The sequence below is a fragment of the Pseudomonas sp. TMW 2.1634 genome, from assembly GCF_001703595.1.
GTDB classification, from domain to species: Bacteria; Pseudomonadota; Gammaproteobacteria; order Pseudomonadales; family Pseudomonadaceae; genus Aquipseudomonas; species Aquipseudomonas fragi.
The window spans coordinates 2,399,885-2,418,242 of the sequence record NZ_CP016849.1 but is presented as its reverse complement, the minus strand read 5'-3'; the positions used below and the strand labels follow the sequence as shown (position 1 = coordinate 2,418,242).

Annotated in this window: 18 protein-coding genes; 10 read left to right on the top strand and 8 right to left on the bottom strand. The window is 60.4% G+C overall.

Annotation, left to right across the window (positions count from 1 at the left end):
• The first annotated feature begins 213 nt into the window (after positions 1-213).
• Both BFC21_RS11490 and BFC21_RS11485 read left to right on the top strand, forming a co-directional pair.
• Positions 214-975, top strand: coding sequence for a FadR/GntR family transcriptional regulator (locus tag BFC21_RS11490; protein ID WP_088379511.1), 762 nt, complete (start codon positions 214-216; stop codon positions 973-975).
• Between the two features lie 114 nt (positions 976-1,089).
• On the top strand, positions 1,090-2,301 hold the full coding sequence (locus BFC21_RS11485) for an EAL domain-containing protein (RefSeq protein WP_120266144.1): 1,212 nt from the start codon (positions 1,090-1,092) through the stop codon (positions 2,299-2,301).
• 8 nt (positions 2,302-2,309) lie between these two features.
• Here the strand turns inward: BFC21_RS11485 and BFC21_RS11480 are convergent, their stop codons facing one another.
• Positions 2,310-3,608 carry a histidine-type phosphatase gene (locus tag BFC21_RS11480; protein WP_088377912.1) on the bottom strand — a complete coding sequence of 433 codons (1,299 nt, stop codon included), beginning with the start codon at positions 3,606-3,608 and terminating at the stop codon, positions 2,310-2,312.
• Between the two features lie 448 nt (positions 3,609-4,056).
• On the opposite strand from BFC21_RS11480, the gene BFC21_RS11475 reads away from it, so the two are divergent.
• Positions 4,057-5,298, top strand: coding sequence for a glutamine synthetase family protein (locus BFC21_RS11475; protein ID WP_162939393.1), 1,242 nt, complete (start codon positions 4,057-4,059; stop codon positions 5,296-5,298).
• A gap of 65 nt (positions 5,299-5,363) precedes the next feature.
• Positions 5,364-6,677, top strand: a complete 1,314-nt coding sequence (locus BFC21_RS11470; protein ID WP_095004547.1) for an MFS transporter — start codon at positions 5,364-5,366, stop codon at positions 6,675-6,677.
• A 100-nt stretch (positions 6,678-6,777) separates the two neighbouring features.
• Here the strand turns inward: BFC21_RS11470 and BFC21_RS11465 are convergent, their stop codons facing one another.
• The 4 genes from BFC21_RS11465 to flgA form a co-directional block, all read right to left on the bottom strand.
• Entirely contained in the window at positions 6,778-7,518 is a 741-nt protein-coding gene (locus tag BFC21_RS11465; RefSeq protein ID WP_088377909.1) for a flagellar brake protein, read from the bottom strand.
• 96 nt (positions 7,519-7,614) lie between these two features.
• Positions 7,615-8,082, bottom strand: coding sequence for a flagella synthesis protein FlgN (locus tag BFC21_RS11460; protein ID WP_016782170.1), 468 nt, complete (start codon positions 8,080-8,082; stop codon positions 7,615-7,617).
• 49 nt (positions 8,083-8,131) lie between these two features.
• Positions 8,132-8,455, bottom strand: a complete 324-nt coding sequence (gene flgM, locus BFC21_RS11455; RefSeq protein ID WP_016782171.1) for a flagellar biosynthesis anti-sigma factor FlgM — start codon at positions 8,453-8,455, stop codon at positions 8,132-8,134.
• 151 nt (positions 8,456-8,606) lie between these two features.
• On the bottom strand, positions 8,607-9,362 hold the full coding sequence (gene flgA, locus BFC21_RS11450; RefSeq protein ID WP_016782172.1) for a flagellar basal body P-ring formation chaperone FlgA: 756 nt from the start codon (positions 9,360-9,362) through the stop codon (positions 8,607-8,609).
• Between the two features lie 76 nt (positions 9,363-9,438).
• Between flgA and BFC21_RS11445 the strand changes: the two genes are divergently transcribed.
• The 6 genes from BFC21_RS11445 (at position 9,439) to flgE (ending at position 14,483) form a co-directional block, all read left to right on the top strand.
• A complete protein-coding gene (locus BFC21_RS11445) occupies positions 9,439-10,371 on the top strand; it encodes a chemotaxis protein CheV (RefSeq protein WP_016782173.1) in 933 nt (310 codons plus the stop codon).
• A 44-nt stretch (positions 10,372-10,415) separates the two neighbouring features.
• Positions 10,416-11,243: a protein-glutamate O-methyltransferase CheR gene (gene cheR, locus BFC21_RS11440; protein ID WP_029611565.1), complete on the top strand. Its 828-nt coding sequence runs from the start codon at positions 10,416-10,418 to the stop codon at positions 11,241-11,243.
• A 304-nt stretch (positions 11,244-11,547) separates the two neighbouring features.
• A complete protein-coding gene (gene flgB, locus BFC21_RS11435) occupies positions 11,548-11,955 on the top strand; it encodes a flagellar basal body rod protein FlgB (RefSeq protein WP_016782175.1) in 408 nt (135 codons plus the stop codon).
• Between the two features lie 3 nt (positions 11,956-11,958).
• Positions 11,959-12,402, top strand: a complete 444-nt coding sequence (gene flgC / locus BFC21_RS11430) for a flagellar basal body rod protein FlgC (protein WP_016782176.1) — start codon at positions 11,959-11,961, stop codon at positions 12,400-12,402.
• Positions 12,403-12,417: 15 nt separating this feature from the next.
• Positions 12,418-13,143, top strand: coding sequence for a flagellar hook assembly protein FlgD (gene flgD, locus BFC21_RS11425; RefSeq protein WP_016782177.1), 726 nt, complete (start codon positions 12,418-12,420; stop codon positions 13,141-13,143).
• Positions 13,144-13,163: 20 nt separating this feature from the next.
• Complete coding sequence (gene flgE, locus BFC21_RS11420; RefSeq protein WP_088377908.1) at positions 13,164-14,483, top strand: flagellar hook protein FlgE; 1,320 nt, start codon at positions 13,164-13,166, stop codon at positions 14,481-14,483.
• A 156-nt stretch (positions 14,484-14,639) separates the two neighbouring features.
• On the opposite strand, the gene codA is transcribed toward flgE, so the two are convergent.
• Genes codA through codB form a run of 3 tightly spaced genes read right to left on the bottom strand, consistent with a single transcriptional unit; the run spans position 14,640 to position 18,357 of the window.
• Positions 14,640-15,875, bottom strand: a complete 1,236-nt coding sequence (gene codA / locus BFC21_RS11415; protein WP_088377907.1) for a cytosine deaminase — start codon at positions 15,873-15,875, stop codon at positions 14,640-14,642.
• Entirely contained in the window at positions 15,872-17,095 is a 1,224-nt protein-coding gene (locus tag BFC21_RS11410) for a PucR family transcriptional regulator (RefSeq protein ID WP_088377906.1), read from the bottom strand. Before BFC21_RS11410 ends, codA begins: the two co-directional genes overlap by 4 nt.
• On the bottom strand, positions 17,092-18,357 hold the full coding sequence (gene codB / locus BFC21_RS11405) for a cytosine permease (protein WP_120266142.1): 1,266 nt from the start codon (positions 18,355-18,357) through the stop codon (positions 17,092-17,094). The genes BFC21_RS11410 and codB overlap by 4 nt, the downstream gene beginning before the upstream one ends.
• Position 18,358 lies beyond the last annotated feature (1 nt).

The following is an 18,358-nucleotide window of genomic DNA, read 5'->3' as shown; positions in this document are numbered from 1 at the left end:
GTGCTCCGTTACGATGTCATTGTTTTTATTGTTGGCCTAATGGTCAGGCCATTAAAGACGTAGCAAATGGCAAAACGACTCAAGTGCAGGGATAAGGTTTGCTATGATCGCTTTACGGTATCCGTCCAATGGTCAGGCCATTGGTCCTTTTGTAGCATGCACCTCAAGCTTCAACAAGCGTCTTTTTTTGCCAAAACCAGAGCTTATTTCCTGATGCCATTTCAAGTAATTGATAACCAACGGCTTTATCGGCAGATCGCCGATCAGCTGCGCGCCTTGATCGACAGCGGTGAGTTTCCGCCGGGCAGTCGCTTGCCAGCCGAGCGGGAACTGGCCAAGTTGCTGGGTGTGAGCCGCGCCTCGGTGCGCGAGGCGATGATTGCGCTGGAAGTCATCGGGCTGGTGGATGTGCGCGTGGGTAATGGCGTCCTGGTGTGTGAGCCGCCGGTGCAAACGGTGTCGGATGAGCCCGTTATGGCCCAGGCCACCCGGGATCAGTGGAAGGAACTGGACCCGGAACTGAACCTTGAAATTGACTTCAGCGCCGAAATCCCGCCCTTCGCCCTGCTCCAGGCCCGCCGCCTGATCGAGCCAGAGGCGGCGGCACTGGCGGCGATCAATGCCAGTGACGAGGAACTGGCAGGTATTCGCGAGGCTTTTGAGCGCAACGTCCAGGACAACCGCGAGGGCTCCCACACCCACCCAGGTGACCGCCTGTTCCATATCCGCATTGCCCAGGCCTCGGACAACCCGGCCTATGCCCTGATGATCCAGCATCTGTTGGGCCATCGTTATGGCAGCATGTTCCAGCGCCTGCAAAACCACTACACCCCCCAGGACATGACCCACCGCTCGGAGGACGAACACCGCCGCGTGCTGCAAGCGCTGGAGCAGCACGACGCTGGCGCGGCACGCCAGGCCATGAGCGAACACCTGGATGAGGTAATCCGCATTTTCAGCCGCAGTGCGCGCTGACGGGGAGCCGGGCAGGTTTGGGATTTTCCCTACATTTTCGGAGATATTTCCTAGGTATCTAATCTGCCGATACCCGGACAATTGGCCCACACCGTTTTTCGATGGGTCGTTGCAATGCCTGGCAGTTCCTTGCGTATTTTGATTCTGGAAGATGACAGCTTCCAGCGTGCCGTCGCGGTGCGCATGTTTCGTTCCCTTGGCTGCCATGAAGTATTTGAGGCCGCTGATGGCAGCCAGGCGCTGGCGCTGCTGCAGCAGGTGGGGGCGGTGGATATCGCCGTCTGCGACTTGCAGATGGAGGGCATGGATGGCCTGGCGTTCCTGCGTCGGGCGGGCCAGTCGGGGTGTATCAGGTCGGTATTGCTCAGCAGTGCCCTGTCGGCGGACCTGCGGCGTGCGGCGCAACAGGTCATTGCCCTGTTGGGGCTGCAGTTGCTGGGGGACGTTGGCAAGCCGTTGCCGGCCAAAGAGTTGCAAGCCTTGCTGGATAAGTACCGGGGCAGTTGCATCCGGGCGACTTCGCCAGACGCAGAGGTGCCGCCCGCGTGCGAGGACGAAGTACGCCAGGCCCTGGCCCTGCAGCAATTGCAGGCCTGGTATCAGCCCAAATTCGACCTGCGCAGCGGTGAGGTGTGCGGTGTTGAAGTGCTTTGCCGCTGGATGCATCCCAGCAAGGGCGTGTTGCCACCCGCGCTGTTTATCCCGGTCCTCGAGCGTTGCGGGTTGATGGACGAGCTGTTATTCGCCCAACTGGATCAAGCGTTGAGCCTGCAGGAGCAGGCCCGGATTCAGGGTTACCCGTTGAACATGGCGTTCAATCTGCAAACGTCACAACTGGCCAACAGCCAGTTGACCTATACCCTCAAGGGCATCCTGGCGCGGCATGTGACGCCGGGCTCGCGGTTGACCTTCGAGCTGACGGAAAACGGCCTGCTGCAAGCGCCGGCCGCCAGTCTGGAGAACCTGGTACGCCTGCGCATGATGGGTTGCCGCTTGTCGCTGGACGATTTCGGCGCCGGTTTTTCCTCGCTGCAACGCCTGTGTCAGTTGCCCTTCAACGAAATCAAGCTCGACGGTGAGTTTGTGCGCAACCTGGAGCATGAACCTCGTTGTGCAGCCGTGATCGCCAGCACCCTGGCCCTGGGCAACAGCCTGGGCATGGCGGTGGTGGTCGAAGGGATTGAAACCGGGGATCAGTTGCAGCGGTTGCTGGCGATGGGCTGTATTGAAGGGCAGGGCTACTGGTTTGCCCGGCCCATGAGCGGGCAGGGCTTGCTGCACTGGTTGCAGCAACGTGAAACAAGCCCTGTCGCTGTGAGTGTGTGAGCGGCTGATCAGTTGAAGGAGTAGGGCGTCAGGGCCGTAGGGTCGATGTTCTGTTCAACCTTGACCAGCGCATCCTTGAACGGGCAGAGCAGGCCGACACTGGTTTTGCGGCAGTCACCGACGCTTTTGAAATCGGTGGTGAGCGGTTTTTGCGGGCCGCTCAAGCGCGTCAGGTTGCGAATCTGATCCATGGACTGGGCCTCAAAGGCGATACGTAAAAACAGCTCGCCGGTTTTGACTTCCTTGTAACGCTCGAACTGCAACGTGCCCACGGGCGGGATATTGTTTTCAATGTAGTCGCCCTGCTTCCAGCCGAAGCCGAGCATGGTGCGCAGGTAAGCGATATTGGTGTCGTGGGCCACCAGCAGCATCAGCGGTACATCGGGCGGGGTGCTGGGGGCGTCTGTTTGCGCCAGCGGGGTGCCCAGTTTGAGCTCCAGGGCAATCTGGTTCATCAGCTCGGAAGCGCCACGGCTGGCGATATAGGGGATGTCGTTGAGGTAGTCGTACTTGGCCTTGGTCAGCACCATCAGGCTGGACACCTCGGCGGCGGTGCGCGCGTTACCGAATGCAACCTTGTCCAGGGGCAGGCCCTGGCTGTATTCCAGGCGGAAGACTTCGCCCATATTGGCACCGGCGCTCAGGCCTTTGATCGCAAAGCGGCCCTTGGCGTTTTGCTCCAGTGTCCAGGCTTGCTTGCCGTAGGGGCAATCGGCGCCGGGCAGGCAGGCAACTTCCCGCAGCTTTTCTTCAAAGGGCTTGTAGCGGGCCTGGGCGGCCTCAGCGCTGCCGCCCAGGGCCTTGAGAATGTCGGCTTTGGCTGTTGCCGGGTCGAGGGCGGCGAAGGGCATTTCATTGGCCTGGAACAGGGCGTCCTGTTCGCCTGTGACATAAGTGGGTTGCAGGCCACAGCCGGGGAACATGCCATCGAGCAAGGCCTGGGCGGTGGCTTTGGTGCGTTGCAGGGGGCTGGCGTGAATCAGCAACTGGTTGGCACCCGGGCAACCCTGGGGGATCAACCCGGCGGCCCGCAGCACTTCGCCGCGGTAGCGGCCCATTTCCACCGCGCCGGTATAGCCGTGGCCGGTCAGGTTGCCGAAGGGCACCAGCCAGGTTGGCCATTGGCGCTGGGTGACCGAGGTCAGCAGTTTTTCATTGGAAGCGGTAGGCGGGCGCACGCCGTGGCGGCTGACCTGCACGACTTTATCCAGCACATAGCCATCGCTGGTGGGCGCCTGGGCGAAGGCGGCGGGGCTGAACAGGCTGGCCAGTAACAGGCCGGTATAGAGCGGGGGCAACGTCTTCATCGATCTTCCTTTGGGGCTTCCTGACTCGGTGGGCGAAGAGTCTAGTCGGCAAATAAGTCAAGCGCCGTTCAAGGGCTATGAACTCCGTAGCAGCTGCCGAAGGAACGAGGCTGCGTCCGGCGGCGAAGCCGTCGTGAAATCAGGCACTGCGGTGTACCAGTCGAACCCAGCTCTCAGTATTTACGACGACTACGTCGCCGGACGCAGCCTCGTTCCTTCGGCAGCTGCTACGGGAGGTTCACTGTTTTCGCGGGATTTGTGCGGTGCCCGCTTGAAATTCCGAACAGGCGGTGCGTATTTTGTAGTCATTGCCCTCAGCGGCCTGCTCGACAACAAGGAAAGTGGCATGACAAGCGATGGCCAGGGCTCTCTCGCGCAGCAATTGGCGGGTATCGATGAAATTGAATGCGTCACCCCCGATCTCAATGGCGTGCCTCGCGGCAAAGTGATGAGCGCTGCCGGGTTCCTTGAGGGCCGGCGCTTGCAGATGGCGCGTGGGGTGTTGCTGCAATGCATCATGGGCGGTTACCCCGAGTCGCGCTTTTATGGCAGCGAAGACGGCGACCTGGCCTTGGTACCTGCCGCGGGCCAGCTCCATCGCCTGCCCTGGAGCCAGCCACCCCGTGCCCTGGCCATTTGCAACGCCGATGAGTTGAGCGGTGAAAGCTCGCCGCTGTCGACCCGTGGCCAGTTGAAAGCGGTGATCGCCCGTTATGCGGCGCGGGGCCTGGCGCCGGTGGTGGCCACCGAACTCGAATTCTTTGTGTTTGCGCCCAACCCCGACCCGACCCAGCCATTTCGCCCGCCCGTGGGCCTGGACGGTCGCCGCGAAACCGGTTTTTCGGCGTTCAGTATCAGCTCCAACAATGGCCTGCGGCCTTTTTTCAATGAGGTGTACCAGAGCATGGCGGCCCTGGGGTTGCCCCGCGACACCGTGATGCACGAGATGGGCGTCAGCCAGTTCGAGATCAACCTGTTGCACGGCGATCCGCTGTTGCTGGCCGACCAGACATTTCTGTTTAAGCACCTGCTCAAGGAAGTCGCCCTCAAACATGGCCTGACCGTGGTGTGCATGGCCAAGCCGCTGGCGCACACGGCCGGCAGCTCGATGCATATTCACCAGAGCGTGGTGCAGGCAGGCAGCGGGCAAAACGTGTTCAGCGACGAAGCAGGGCAGCCGACGGCAACCTTTCGCCACTTTATTGGTGGGCAGCAGGCGTGCATGGCGGACTTTACCGCGCTGTTTGCGCCGAACGTCAATTCCTATCAGCGCCTGTTCCACCCTTATGCGTCACCCAACAATGCCTGCTGGTCGCACGACAACCGTTCCGCGGGCTTGCGTATTCCGGCCAGCTCGCCTGCGGCGCGGCGGGTTGAAAACCGCTTGCCGGGGGCGGATGCCAACCCGTACCTGGCGATTGCCGCCAGCCTTGCGGCAGGGTTGTATGGCATCGAGCGAGGCCTTGAACCGAGTGCTGCGATCCAGGGCGAGTTTGCTGTGCCCGAGGCGCTGACATTGCCCTGCACCTTGCATGCGGCCCTGGCACGCCTTGCCCGCAGCGAAATGGCGATTGAACTGTTCGGCACTGAGTTCATCGAAGGTTACGTTGCGTCCAAGACGCTGGAACTGACCAGCTTCCATGACGAAATCACGCCCTGGGAACGTCGCGTTCTGGCGGCTCAGGCTTGACCGTTTAAATCTGTGGCGCCGGGCCTGTTCCCGGTGGCAGACACAAGGAGCCATACGGAAAGCCAATGCACCAGATCTGGAAGTCCTTTAGAGCGTTGTATTTTGCCTCGCTGATGATGTTGATCGGCTCCGGCCTGTTGAGTACTTATCTGGCGCTGCGCCTGGCAGCGGACAATGTCGACGGCCTGTGGATTGGCGCACTGATGGCGGCCAACTACTTTGGCCTGGTGCTGGGTGGCAAGATTGGCCACCGGCTGATTGCCCGGGTAGGGCATATCAGGGCTTACGCCACCTGTGCCGGGATAGTCGGTGCGGCGGTGCTGTGCCACGGTTTGACGGACTGGCTGCCGATCTGGCTGCTGCTACGGGTGATCGTCGGCCTGGGGATGATGTGCCAGTACATGGTCATCGAAAGCTGGCTCAACGAACAGGCCGATGCCAAGCAGCGCGGCGTGGTGTTCAGCCTGTACATGATCGCGTCTTATTCGGGGCTGGTGCTGGGGCAGTTGATCCTCGCCGTTCACCCGGCCCTGGGCCTTGAGTTGCTGATGGTGGTAGCGCTGTGTTTTGCCCTGTGCCTGGTGCCGGTGGCCATGACCCGGCGCATTCACCCGGCACCTTTGCACCCGGCACCGATGGACCCGAAATTTTTTATCAAGCGTGTGCCGCAGTCGTTGATCGCGGTGATGGGCGCGGGTTTGCTGGTGGGCTCGTTTTACGGTCTGGCGCCGCTCTACGCATCGCAGCAAGGGCTGTCCACCGAACTGGTCGGCCTGTACATGGGTAGCTGCATTTTTGCCGGCTTGCTGGTGCAGTGGCCGTTGGGCTGGTTGTCCGATCGCTATGACCGGCCATTGCTGATCCGTATCTTCGCCGGCTTGCTGGCGGTGGCGGCGTTGCCGTTGGCGATCTTGCCAGCAGTGCCCCTGCAGGTGCTGTTTATTGCCGGGTGCCTGGCGGCTTTGCTGCAATTTTGCATTTACCCGCTGGCGGTGGCGTTTGCCAATGACCATATCGAGCCGGAGCGGCGAGTGTCGCTGACGGCCATGTTGCTGGTGACCTACGGCGTGGGTGCAAGCGTGGGGCCGTTGGTGGCGGGGGTGCTGATGAAACTGTTTGGCAGCCAGATGCTCTATGGGTTTTTCAGCGTGGCGGGGTTGATCCTGGTGTGGCGGATTCGCCCGAATGCGGTGACCAACCTGCACCAGGTCGACGATGCGCCGCTGCATCACGTGGCCATGCCCGACAGCATGTCCAGCTCGCCGCTGGTGGCTGCGCTCGACCCGCGGGTGGACGAGCAGGTGGTGCAGGATCAGATGGTGCAGGAACCGGTGGTGGAGGAGGTTGAGCCAGAACCGGAAGCAGAGCCCAGGACATAGACCATACCCCTGTGGGAGCGGGCTTGCTCGCGATGGTATCAGCGCGATTTGTCAGCCAGACCGTGTAGTCTGCATCGCTGGCAAGCCAGCTCCCACTGGTTCAATAATCGTCGTCTTTATCGAACTGGCGCGCCTCGCGCTGCAGTTGGTAGACAAAGCGCTCGACCTGACGCTGCACCGCGCCGCTGATATTGTGAAAGCGCATCCCGGCAAAGGTGATGTTCAGGCGCTCTTCAAAGTGCAAATAACGCAACTCCACTGGCGTGGACATCAACCCGAACGGCAGGTCGGCGCTGAAGCGCTCATACACCTGGCCCAGTTGCATGCCCTGGCTGATATCGCCCTCAAAACGCAATTTGCAGCCGGTTGCCGAAACATCCAGCAGCTTGCCCTTGATCGGCGCCTTGAGTTTGTCACCTGCCACTTGCACATTGACCAGGTTGGCCAGCCGCAGGGCCGCACGGAACGCATTGCGGCGCTGGTGGTACACCACTTCGCGGGGCAGTGCGCCGCGGTAGCAGCGGTGGTCGCGGCTGTCATCAATGGTCAGTGCCGTGGTGCATTCCCAGGCAATGCGCACACCATCATGGAAACCTTCAACCTTGAACGGCACACCCGCTTCAAGAAAACGCTCACCGTCACGGGGGATCATTTCGTCCAGAGCCATGCTGCTGCTCTCGCGATTGACATCCACCACATAGCTCTGGAAGCGCTGGGTGCGGTCCTGGAAAGTAATGATCAGCGGGTCATGGCTCTCTTGCAGCATCCGCAAGTTGGAGGCAATTTCCAACGGCGTGGTGAGCACCTTTGGCGGTTGCGGAGCATCTTGGGCGTCGAACACGTTTGATCAATCTCCAGACAAAATACAGCGACACGCAAAAGATGGGCATTCTGCCATCATGTTGTGTGTCTCGCTACATACGGTGGTGACGCGGGTTCAAGCCTGGCTGTAGGCGCGGTGCTTGTTAAGCATCGAGGTGGTGCCGCGTGCGTCATACAGCGACGGAGCTTCGCCGCCGTGGAGAATGCGCAACTGGTTGGCGGTGATCGCCTGCTGGGTCTGGATCGACTGACCATTGAGCAGGTTGGCAGCCTGGCATTGAGCCAGCAGCTGGTTCAGCACATCGCCCTGGCTGAGCAGTTGAGTGCCCACGCTGGAATGGCTGGCCAGGCTTTCGAGGCCGCTGCGGTTGGTGGCCAGGCCAAGGCTGGCGAGGATTTCACTGCGGCGGCGGCCATGTTGCTCTAGCAGGATAATCAACGACTGTTTGCGCGCCAGGATATTTTCCAGCACTTGCATGTCGCGGCCTTTAAGGGCGATGGATTCGTCCTGCAACAGGCCGAGCAGTTGCTCGGCGGGGGCGAGGTCATCGTTGATCAGTTGCAGTAAATTTTCGTCGTGCATGGCGAGCTCTGGGAGTTAAGCGTCCAAAAGCGCGGCACAGGCCGTGGGCCTAGCGCTGGGCTTCCATGTTAAGCAGTTTGCTGGCGACCTGGTTGCTGTCGACTTTGTAGCTGCCGTCGGCGATGGCTTGTTTAAGCTCTGCCACCCGATTTTTGTCGACTACAGGTTGGTCACGCAACGAGTCGCTGATCTTCTGCAACTGTTGAGCCTCTTGGCTGAGGTGAACAGATTCCCCGCTTGGGGCGCTGGCGCTGGTTTGCTCAGGGCTGTTTGCCGGGGCCGCAGGCGTGCTGCCGGTTTCCTGGCTGGCGTTGCTGCGCGTACTGCCGGTCAGGGGCGGGGCGCTGTTGAGACGACTGAAGTCGATGACCATAACGTTAAACCTCGGGGTATTTGGACGCTTGCCATGTTTTCGGCCATACCCGGAAAAACTTTAGGCTCGATTAATCATAGCTTCACACAGACCTGCACTGATCTGCGTCAATCCACAGTGTAGGAAAGTAGGGAGACTGATGCCAACTTTCCTACAATGCCACTTCTACTTGCCCGGGTGCCGTCACCCTGGCGCGGATAACACGCTTGGAATTCAGATTTTTTACCCGTATTTGCTCGCTAAGGCCACCGTCTGACAGGGCTTCGCCGGGCATCTTGACACTTAATGTGCCGCTGCGGGCGCTGATCACCACATGATCGCCCTTGCGCACGGCGGCAGCCTGCTCCAGATGGGTGAGGGTCAGCACCTGGTCGGTGACCATCGGGCGCAGCAGTTTTTGCCCCACGGCCAGCTCGGTGGCTGTCAGGTAGCCCTGGTTGATCAGGCTGACATCGCGCTCGCGCAGAGTGACGTCCGGGTAGTCGATAACCATGCCGCGCTTGAGCGGGTGGTTGACGGTGACCACATCGCGGAACAACTTGACCTGGGCCGGCACGAAGATGGTCCACGGCGACAGCCCTTCGCAGCGTACGCGCACGATCACGCGCCCCATAGGCTGTGCCGGGCTTTCGAGAGAGGCTGTCAATTCCTTGTCGCACCGGGCCAGGCGCAGGCGCGGGTCGAGGTTGTTGACCTGGATCTGATAACGCCCCTCGGTCTGGCTGGTGGCCAGGTAGTCTTCAACCGTGAATTCAAGAAAGCCCTGGGTCACGCCGATAAGCTGTTCAGGCGATGTAAACGCGTCAGCCCTGCTATAAGTGCTGAGTGCAAGCAAAGTGCCCGCCGCCAGCAGGCGCAGGGTTAGCGGGAACAGTCGGTGGCAGGAATTTGTCGTTTTGGCGTTCATGGTCGTTAAAAAGCAAGCCCCGTGCCGTTTATGCAACATACGGGCTGAAACTTTAAGTTTTTAAGAGGAGCTGAGTATGGCCGGAGTGATGGATGCGGTTAACCAGCGCACTCAACTGGTGGGGCAAAACCGCCTGGAGCTGTTGCTGTTTCGTCTGGATGGGCCACAGCTTTACGGGATCAATGTTTTCAAGGTCCGCGAGGTGCTGCAATGCCCCAAGCTGACCTTGATCCCCAAGTCCCACCCTGTGGTGTGCGGTGTGGCGAGCATTCGCGGCGCGACCATTCCGATTCTCGACCTGGCGATGGCCACCGGCGCGGGTGCCTTGAAAGATCAAAGCAACCCGTTTGTGATCATCACCGAGTACAACACCAAGACCCAGGGCTTCCTGGTGCGTTCGGTCGAACGTATCGTCAACATGAACTGGGAAGATATTCATCCGCCGCCCAAGGGCACCGGCCACGATCATTACTTGACGGCCGTGACCCGCATGGACGACCAATTGGTCGAAATCATCGATGTGGAAAAGGTGCTGGCGGAGGTTTCGCCCTCACCGGAAACCATCACCCAGGGCGTGGTGGATGTCGAAACCCAAAGCAAGGCGCTGTCATTGCGGGTGCTGACCGTCGACGATTCGTCGGTGGCGCGCAAGCAGGTTGCCCGCTGCCTGCAAACGGTGGGCGTGGAAGTGGTGTCGTTGAACGATGGTCGCCAGGCGCTGGACTACCTGCGCAAGCTGGTGGCAGAGGGCAAGGACCCGGCCGAAGAGTTTCTGATGATGATCTCGGATATCGAGATGCCGGAAATGGACGGCTACACCCTGACGGCAGAAATTCGCAACGACCCGCGGATGCAAAAGCTGCATATCATTCTGCATACTTCGTTGTCCGGGGTTTTTAACCAGGCGATGGTCAAAAAGGTCGGTGCCGATGACTTTTTGGCCAAATTCAGGCCTGACGACCTGGCATCCCGGGTGGTTGACCGGATCAAAGCAGCAGACTTCAGCTAAGGGCGCAGCCCTTGGCGGTCAACACGATTTAAGAGGCAGGACATTTGTCGACGGCTAATTTGGATTTTGAACAATTCCGGGTATTTCTGGAAAAAGCCTGTGGCATTTTGCTGGGTGAAAACAAGCAGTACCTGGTCTCCAGCCGGCTGAACAAGCTGATGGAGCAACAAGGCATCAAGTCGTTGGGCGAGCTGATCCAGCGGATCCAGAGCCAGCCGCGCAGCGGGCTGCGCGAGCAGGTGGTCGATGCCATGACCACCAACGAAACCTTGTGGTTTCGCGACACCTACCCCTTCGAAGTGTTGAAGAACAAGGTGCTGCCCGAGCAGATCAAGGCGAACCCGGGGCAGCGTTTGCGCATCTGGTCGGCGGCCTGTTCCTCGGGGCAGGAACCGTACTCGCTGTCGATGGCGATCGACGAGTTCGAGCGCAGCAACCTGGGGCAGTTGAAGGCCGGTGTGCAGATTTTTGCCACCGACCTGTCCGCGCAGATGCTCAACACCTGCCGTACCGGCGAGTACGACAACCTGGCGATTGGCCGGGGCCTGTCGCCGGAACGTCTGCAGCGTTATTTCGACCCCAAGGGGCCGGGGCGCTGGGTGATCAAGGCACCGATCAAGAACCGCGTGGAGTTTCGCCCGTTCAACTTGCTGGACAGCTACGCCAGCTTCGGCAAGTTCGACATCGTGTTCTGCCGCAACGTGTTGATCTACTTCTCGGCCGACGTGAAAAAAGACATCCTGCTGCGTATTCACAGCACCTTGAAGCCGGGCGGGTATTTGTTCCTGGGCGCCTCTGAAGCGCTGAACGGGTTGCCGGACCACTACCAGATGGTGCAATGCAGCCCTGGGATTATTTACCAGGCCAAATAGGCTCCCTCCCTGGAGGAGCTGGCTTGCCTGCGATGCAAACGCTGCGGTTTGTCAGAACACCGCATTGATGCCATCGCGAGCAAGCCCGCTCCCACATGTGCCATGTCGTATGTGTCGTCACTGCAAGGCGGCAGAAAAACGGCACCCGGCGGTCAAGCATTGCCGCTTTTCTGCCGTTGCCGCCTTTCACCTCCCGCAAAACCCTTGTGTTACGGGGCTGTAAAAACTGGCACGGGGTTTGCTCTATCCCTGTCATGTAAAACCTGAATCACATTCTCAGGTCAGCCCACAAAGGTTTTTCGACATGAGCATCAGCTTCGATAAAGCGCTTGGTATCCATGAGCAGGCCCTGGGCTTTCGTGCCCAGCGCGCCGAAGTCCTGGCCAACAACATCGCCAACGCCGACACCCCGAACTACAAGGCTCGGGATCTGGATTTTGCTTCTGTGCTCGCCGCCCAGAACGACAAAAACCAGAACGGCACGTTTGCCTTGAACAAGACCAACACCCGCCATATCGAAGCCCAGGGCCTGAGCAGTGGCGACGAGTCGCTGCTGTACCGCACGCCGATGCAGCCATCGATCGACCAGAACACCGTGGACGCTCAGCTTGAGCAGTCGAACTATGCAGAGAATGCGGTCAACTTCCAGGCCAGCTTCACCCTGCTTAACAGCAAATTCAAAGGGCTGATGTCGGCCTTGCGCGGGGAGTAACCCATGTCTCTATCCAGTGTGTTCAATATTGCCGGCAGCGGCATGAGTGCCCAGACCACGCGCCTTAACACCGTGGCCAGCAACATCGCCAACGCCGACACCGTATCGTCGAGCATCGACCAGACCTACCGCGCCCGCCACCCGGTGTTTGCCACCATGTTTCAAGGCGCGCAAGGCAGCAGCGGCGACTCGTTGTTCCAGAACCAGGACGCTGCCGGGCAAGGCGTGCAGGTGTTGGGCGTGGTTGAAGACCAGAGCGAGTTGCAGGCCCGCTATGAGCCTAATCATCCTTCTGCCGACGCCAAGGGCTACGTGTATTACCCCAACGTCAACGTGGTTGAAGAAATGGCTGACATGATTTCCGCCAGTCGTTCGTTCCAGACCAACGCCGAGCTGATGAATACCGCCAAAACCATGATGCAGAAGGTCCTGACCCTCGGTCAGTGATAAGGGGCGACGCAAATGAGTGTGACCGATTCCACCAGCGGCTTGACCCTTAACCAGGTGCTCGCCAACTCCGCCCAGGCCAAGACCACCGACACCAGTGTGGCTGCGGCCACCAAGGGCGTTACCGGCAACACGGCGCTGGGCAAGGATGCGTTCCTGCAACTGCTGGTTACCCAACTGAAAAACCAGAACCCGCTGGACCCCCAGGACAACACCGCGTTCGTCGCACAACTGGCGCAGTTCAGCAGCCTGGAAGGCATTACCACGCTCAACGACACGGTCAACTCCCTGTCGGGCGGTTTGCAATCTTCCCAGGCCTTGCAGGCCTCGTCGCTGGTGGGGCGTTCGGTCATCGTGCAAACCGGTGAAGCCTACGTCGACCCCGCCAGTGAAAAGCCCTTCAACGGCACCGTCGTGGTCAAGGACGCAGATTCCAAGCCCACCATCACCATTACCGATGCGGATGGCGAAGTGGTCCGCACCATTGAGATGGGCAGCCAGAAAGCCGGCAACGCGGACTTCACCTGGGACGGCAAGGACGACGACGGCGTACTGCTGGACAAGGGTTCCTACACCTTCACCGCATCGAGCAAAACCGACACCGGCACCACGGCGCTCACCACCTACCTGCCTGCCACGGTCAACAGCGTGACCCTGAGCAAGACCGGCGGTGAAATCATGCTCAACCTCGCAGGCCTGGGCAGCATTGGCATGTCCAAAGTCCAGACCATAGGCCTCTAAGCCGCCTCAAGGAGAAAAACATGTCTTTCAATATCGGCCTTAGCGGTCTCTATGCGGCGAACAAGCAGCTGGACGTGACCGGCAACAACATCGCCAACGCAGCAACCACCGGCTTCAAGGCCTCGCGTGCAGAGTTCGCCGACATCTACTCGGCGAGCAAGCTGGGTACCGGCAGCAAGACCATCGGCAGTGGCGTAAACCTGGCAGCGGTTTCGCAAAACTTTGGTCAAGGTGCGGTCAACAACACCGGCAACCTGCTGGACATGGGCATTCAGGGCAGCGGCTTTTTCGTGCTCAGCGACAACGGCGCCCTGAGCTACACCCGCGCCGGCACGTTCAAGGCCGACAAGGACGGCTTCGTGACCAGCTCCGACGGCACTGCGCGCTTGCAGGGCTATGGCGTGGATGCCAACGGCAACATCGTCAACGGTGTGCTGACCGACCTGCGCATCGACACCTCGAACCTGGCACCCAAGGCAACCGGCTCGGTAACCTCAGAGATCAACCTGAACTCCAGCTCCGATGCGATCGATCAGAGCAAGATCCCGTTCGATCCGAACGAATCCACCAGCTACACCAAAAAATTCAGCACGATGGTGTATGACACCCAGGGCAATGCCCACCCGATGGACCAGTACATGGTCAAGACCGGTGGCAACACCTGGAGCACCTACACCCTGATCGACGGCCGCAACCCCGATGGCACGCCAGTGTCGGGTGATGGCGCAGTAGCACCAGTGCCTTCAACCATGACGTTTGACTCGGCCGGCGGGCTGACCGGTGTCACGCAGCCTGATCCGGTTAAAGATCAACTGGAAAACACCCTGGTCGTCAGCGGCTGGAAGCCGGGGGCCATGATCAACGGCAAGTGGGACACCAACGGCGCCGAGGCCAAGCCAGGTGGCATCGTCATCAATATGGCCAAAACCACCCAGTACAACACCGACTCTTCGCGCAACCCGCCGACCCAGGACGGCTACGCTACCGGCCAGATCAACAACCTGACCATTGACGGCTCGGGCGTAATGTTCGCCAACTTCAGCAACAACCAGAGCCGTGCGATTGGCCAGATTTCCCTGGCCAGCTTTACCAACGAGCAAGGCCTGCAACCGGTGGGCGGTACTGCCTGGAAAGAGACCTACGCCTCGGGCGTGGCGGGTTACGACGCACCGAAGATCGGCAGCCTGGGGGCGATTCAGTCCAACTCGCTGGAAGACTCCAACGTCAACCTGACCAACGAGCTGGTGGACCTGATCAAGGCCCAGAGCAACTACCAGGCCAACGCCAAGACCATCTCCACCCAAAGCACGATCATGCAGACCATCATTCAGATGACGTGATAGCGCTGCGACCATGATCCGGCGGGCATCGGGTGGGTGAGCAATACATAACCTGTGAGAGCTGGCTTGCCTGCGATGCAGACGCTGCGGTGTTTCAGTTCAACCGCGTCGATGCCATCGCGAGCAAGCCCGCTCCCACAATGTTCGTCACGGGTCTCAGCTGAACTCCACCTGCTCCGGCACCCGCGTCAGCAAAACCTTGCCGGCGCGGATCGATACCCGCGCCTTGGCCTGGCGACGTACCGCTTCATAATCGCTCTCGGCATCCAGCACCAACAGGTTCGCCGGGCGACCCACTTCAATGCCATAACCCTCGCCCAGATTCAGCGTCCGCGCACTGTTGTCCGTCACCAGATCGAGGCTGCGCGCCAGGTCTTCAAAACCCATCATGTGGCAGATATGCAGGCCGGCATCCAGTACCCGCAGGATATTGCCGTTACCCAGTGGGTACCACGGATCCTTGATTGAATCCTGACCGAAGCACACGTTCATCCCGGCACGGTCGATTTCGGCCACCCGGGTCACGCCACGGCGCTTGGGGAAGGTATCAAAACGACCCTGCAAGTGGATGCTTTCAGTGGGGCACGAGACAAAGTTGATCTTTGATGCTTTGAGCAACCGGAACAGCTTCGAGCAATAGGCATTGTCATAGGAGCCCATCGCCGTGGTGTGGCTGGCGGTCACCCGGCTGCCCATGCCGCGTACCCGGGCTTCTTCGGCCAGCACTTCAAGAAAACGCGAATGCGGGTCGTCGGTTTCATCGCAATGCACGTCCACCAGGCACCCCGTACGCTCGGCCAGGTCCATCAAAAACTTGATCGAGCTGACCCCTTGTTCGCGGGTGTTTTCAAAGTGCGGAATACCGCCCACCACATCGGCGCCCAGCTCCACGGCGCGGGTCATCAATTCGCGACCACCGGCATAGGACTCGATGCCTTCCTGGGGGAACGCGACGATTTGCAGATCGATCAGATGGCGGGCTTCCTCACGCACTTCAAGCATGGCCTTGAGTGCGGCCAGAGTCGGGTCGGTCACATCGACATGGGTGCGCACATGCTGGATGCCGTGTTCGGCGAGCATGCGGATGGTGGCGTGGGCCCGCTGCTTGGTGTCCTCATGGGTGATGGTGGCCTTGCGCTGAGCCCAGCGCTCGATGCCCTCGAACAGGGTGCCGCTCAGGTTCCATTCGGGCTGACCTGCCGTCAGGGCTGCGTCCAGATGGATATGCGGTTCTACAAAAGGCGCAATCAGCAACTGGCCGCGGGCGTCGATATCGCCTGCCTGCGCCGGCACGCTGCCTGCTTGCAGGGTGATGGCAGCGATTTGCTCGCCCTCACAGGTGATCGTGTGCAGGCCGGGGGTTTTTCGCAGCGTGGCATTGATGATCTTCATGGTCGTTCCTGTCGTTGGGCTTCAGTCATGCGCCATACCAGCAGCGCCACCGAAGCATTCATTCTGAAGAGGGGGTCATCGAGCGACTGGCCGCTGTGTTGCTCGATGCGTTGCAAGCGTTGATTGACGGTATTGCGATGGATGTTAAGGCGTTGTGCGGCCTTGAGTGCGTTGCCGTTTTCCTGGAGCAGGGCATCCAGGGTATCAATCAGGTGATGCGGTTGTTTGCGGTTGGGTTCGATCAGGGGGCCGAGGGTCTGCTGCACAAAGCTGTCGATCACCGAGCGTTCACCCACGGCCTGGAGCAGGCGCAGCACACCCAGCTCGCTGAAGTCGCACAGACCGGTGGCCGGGCGCAGGTTTTCTGCCACCTCCAGCGCCTGCCGTGCCTCGTTCAGGGCGCGGTGATAGTGCCCACAATCCTCGACCTTGCTTGCCAACCCCATAAACAACGCGAGGTCACCGATGATGGCATGCAGATCCTGGTACAGGCACGCCAGTTCTGCACGCAGGCTGTCCTGTTCGGCCAGCAACAGGATAAACAGATCGCCCTGGACGACCACCGGCAGTGCGGCGGGCCGGGCATGGCTCCAGGCCGCGAGGTGTTCCTGTAGCGCCTGGCGGGTGTGCTGCAACAGGCACTCGGCTTCCTGCGGGGCATGGTTGTCGAACAACCCGCTGACTGCCGACAGGCGCAGCGCAACCAGGCGCCGTGGGCTGTCCAGCGGCAACTGCAGATGCGCCGCGCGCTGCCGGGCGGTGGTCAGGCTGGGGTAATCGCCGCTGAGCAATTGGGTCAGGATGTCCTGGCGCGAGCGTTTGGTTTGCGCCATTTGTACCAGCGCCGTGCCGATCAGGTGCGTGACCACGACCATCTTCAGCAGGTAAGGCTGTTCGATCAAGGGCAGGCCACGGGCTTCGGCCAGGGCCATTACCGATGCGGGAATGCGCTGGATAAACGCCTCGCCTGTGAGGATCACCAGCCCGGCAATCGCGCATTCGCTGCCTTCCTCGACCAGTTGCAGCAAGTTGGCTTCATCGCGGGGATGGTTGATGCCGGTGACAAACACCAGCTCACCGCCCATCACCCAGCCGGCGATGCCTGGGTTCTCGGCCACATATGACCAGCGCACAGTGCGATGGCGGTTGCGCGCACCAGCGCGCAGGGCCATGTCTGCAAGCCCTGGCAGGGCGAGGATTTCTTCCACCGTGAGGCTCAAAGGGGCTCCTGGACGGCAGGCAGCACCGCCGGTTGACGGCTGAATTTAAGCAATACGAGGTAGCACAGGGCCGATGCGCCAATCCCCACCAGCGGCGCGATCCACGGCGACAAATATGCCAGCAACGCGCCCACGGCATAGGCCGTCAGCCCCGCCAGGTTGTAGCGTGGCAGCCGGACACTGGCCAGCGCCGGGTACTTGCCGCGATGGCGGAACCAGAAGTCGGCCATGATCACACCGCCAATGGGCGGGATGATCGAGCCCAGCAGCACCAGAAACGGGATCAGCATCTCATACATGCCGCCGATGGCCAGCACCACACCCACGGCAGCGGCGAGCAGGGTCATGGTCCGTCGGCGTTCGCTGCGCACCAGGTGGCAGGTGGCAGCGGCCACGTTGTAGATGGTCGGGCCCTGGATCGTCCACAAGTTCAGGCACAGCATGATCACGGCGGCGAACGACAGGCCCTGGAGCATCATCACTTCAACGATATCGGCCTGCTGATAGACCATGGAGCACCAGGCCCCGGCGACGATCATCAGGCCATTGCCCAGCAGGAAACTGACCACGCTGGCGGTCACGGCGATGCGTCCGCTGCGCGACAGTCGCGTCCAGTTGGTGGCCTGGGTGGCACCGCTGGCAAAAGTGCCGAAGACCATGGTGATGGCTGCCGAGACGGTCATGGTCTGATGCGGGATCACCGCCGCCAGTCCGGAAAACCCGCCGACATGCTGCGTGGCGATGTACATGGACACAATCAGCAGGACAAACATCAGCGGCACCGACACCCGCGACAGCACATCCAGGCCCTTGTAACCGATGATCGCCGTAATGCTGAAGCCCATGCCGAAAAACACCATCAAGGGCAGGGTGAAGCCCTCGGCCAGGCCGAGCATTTTCACCAGCACGATGGCCACGGTTGCCGTACCCCAGGCGTACCAGCCCAGTTCGGCGAAACCGAGCAGGAAGTCCGAGAGGCGGCTGCCAGCCTCACCAAAGCAAAAGCGTCCCATCAGCACGGTATTGAGGCCGCTGCGTGAAGCGATCAGGGCCAGTGCGGCGGCATACAGTGCCAGCAGGGTATTGCCGATGGCTGCAATCCACAGCATGTCGACAAAGTTGAAGGCCATGCCCAACTTGCCGCCGGCAAACATGGTGCCGGTGAAAAAAGTGAAACTGAACAGCACCATTGAAATCGACAACAGCCCCTTGCGCGCTGAACGCGGGGCTTCGCTCAAAGGAAAATCGCCGGGTGAACTCATG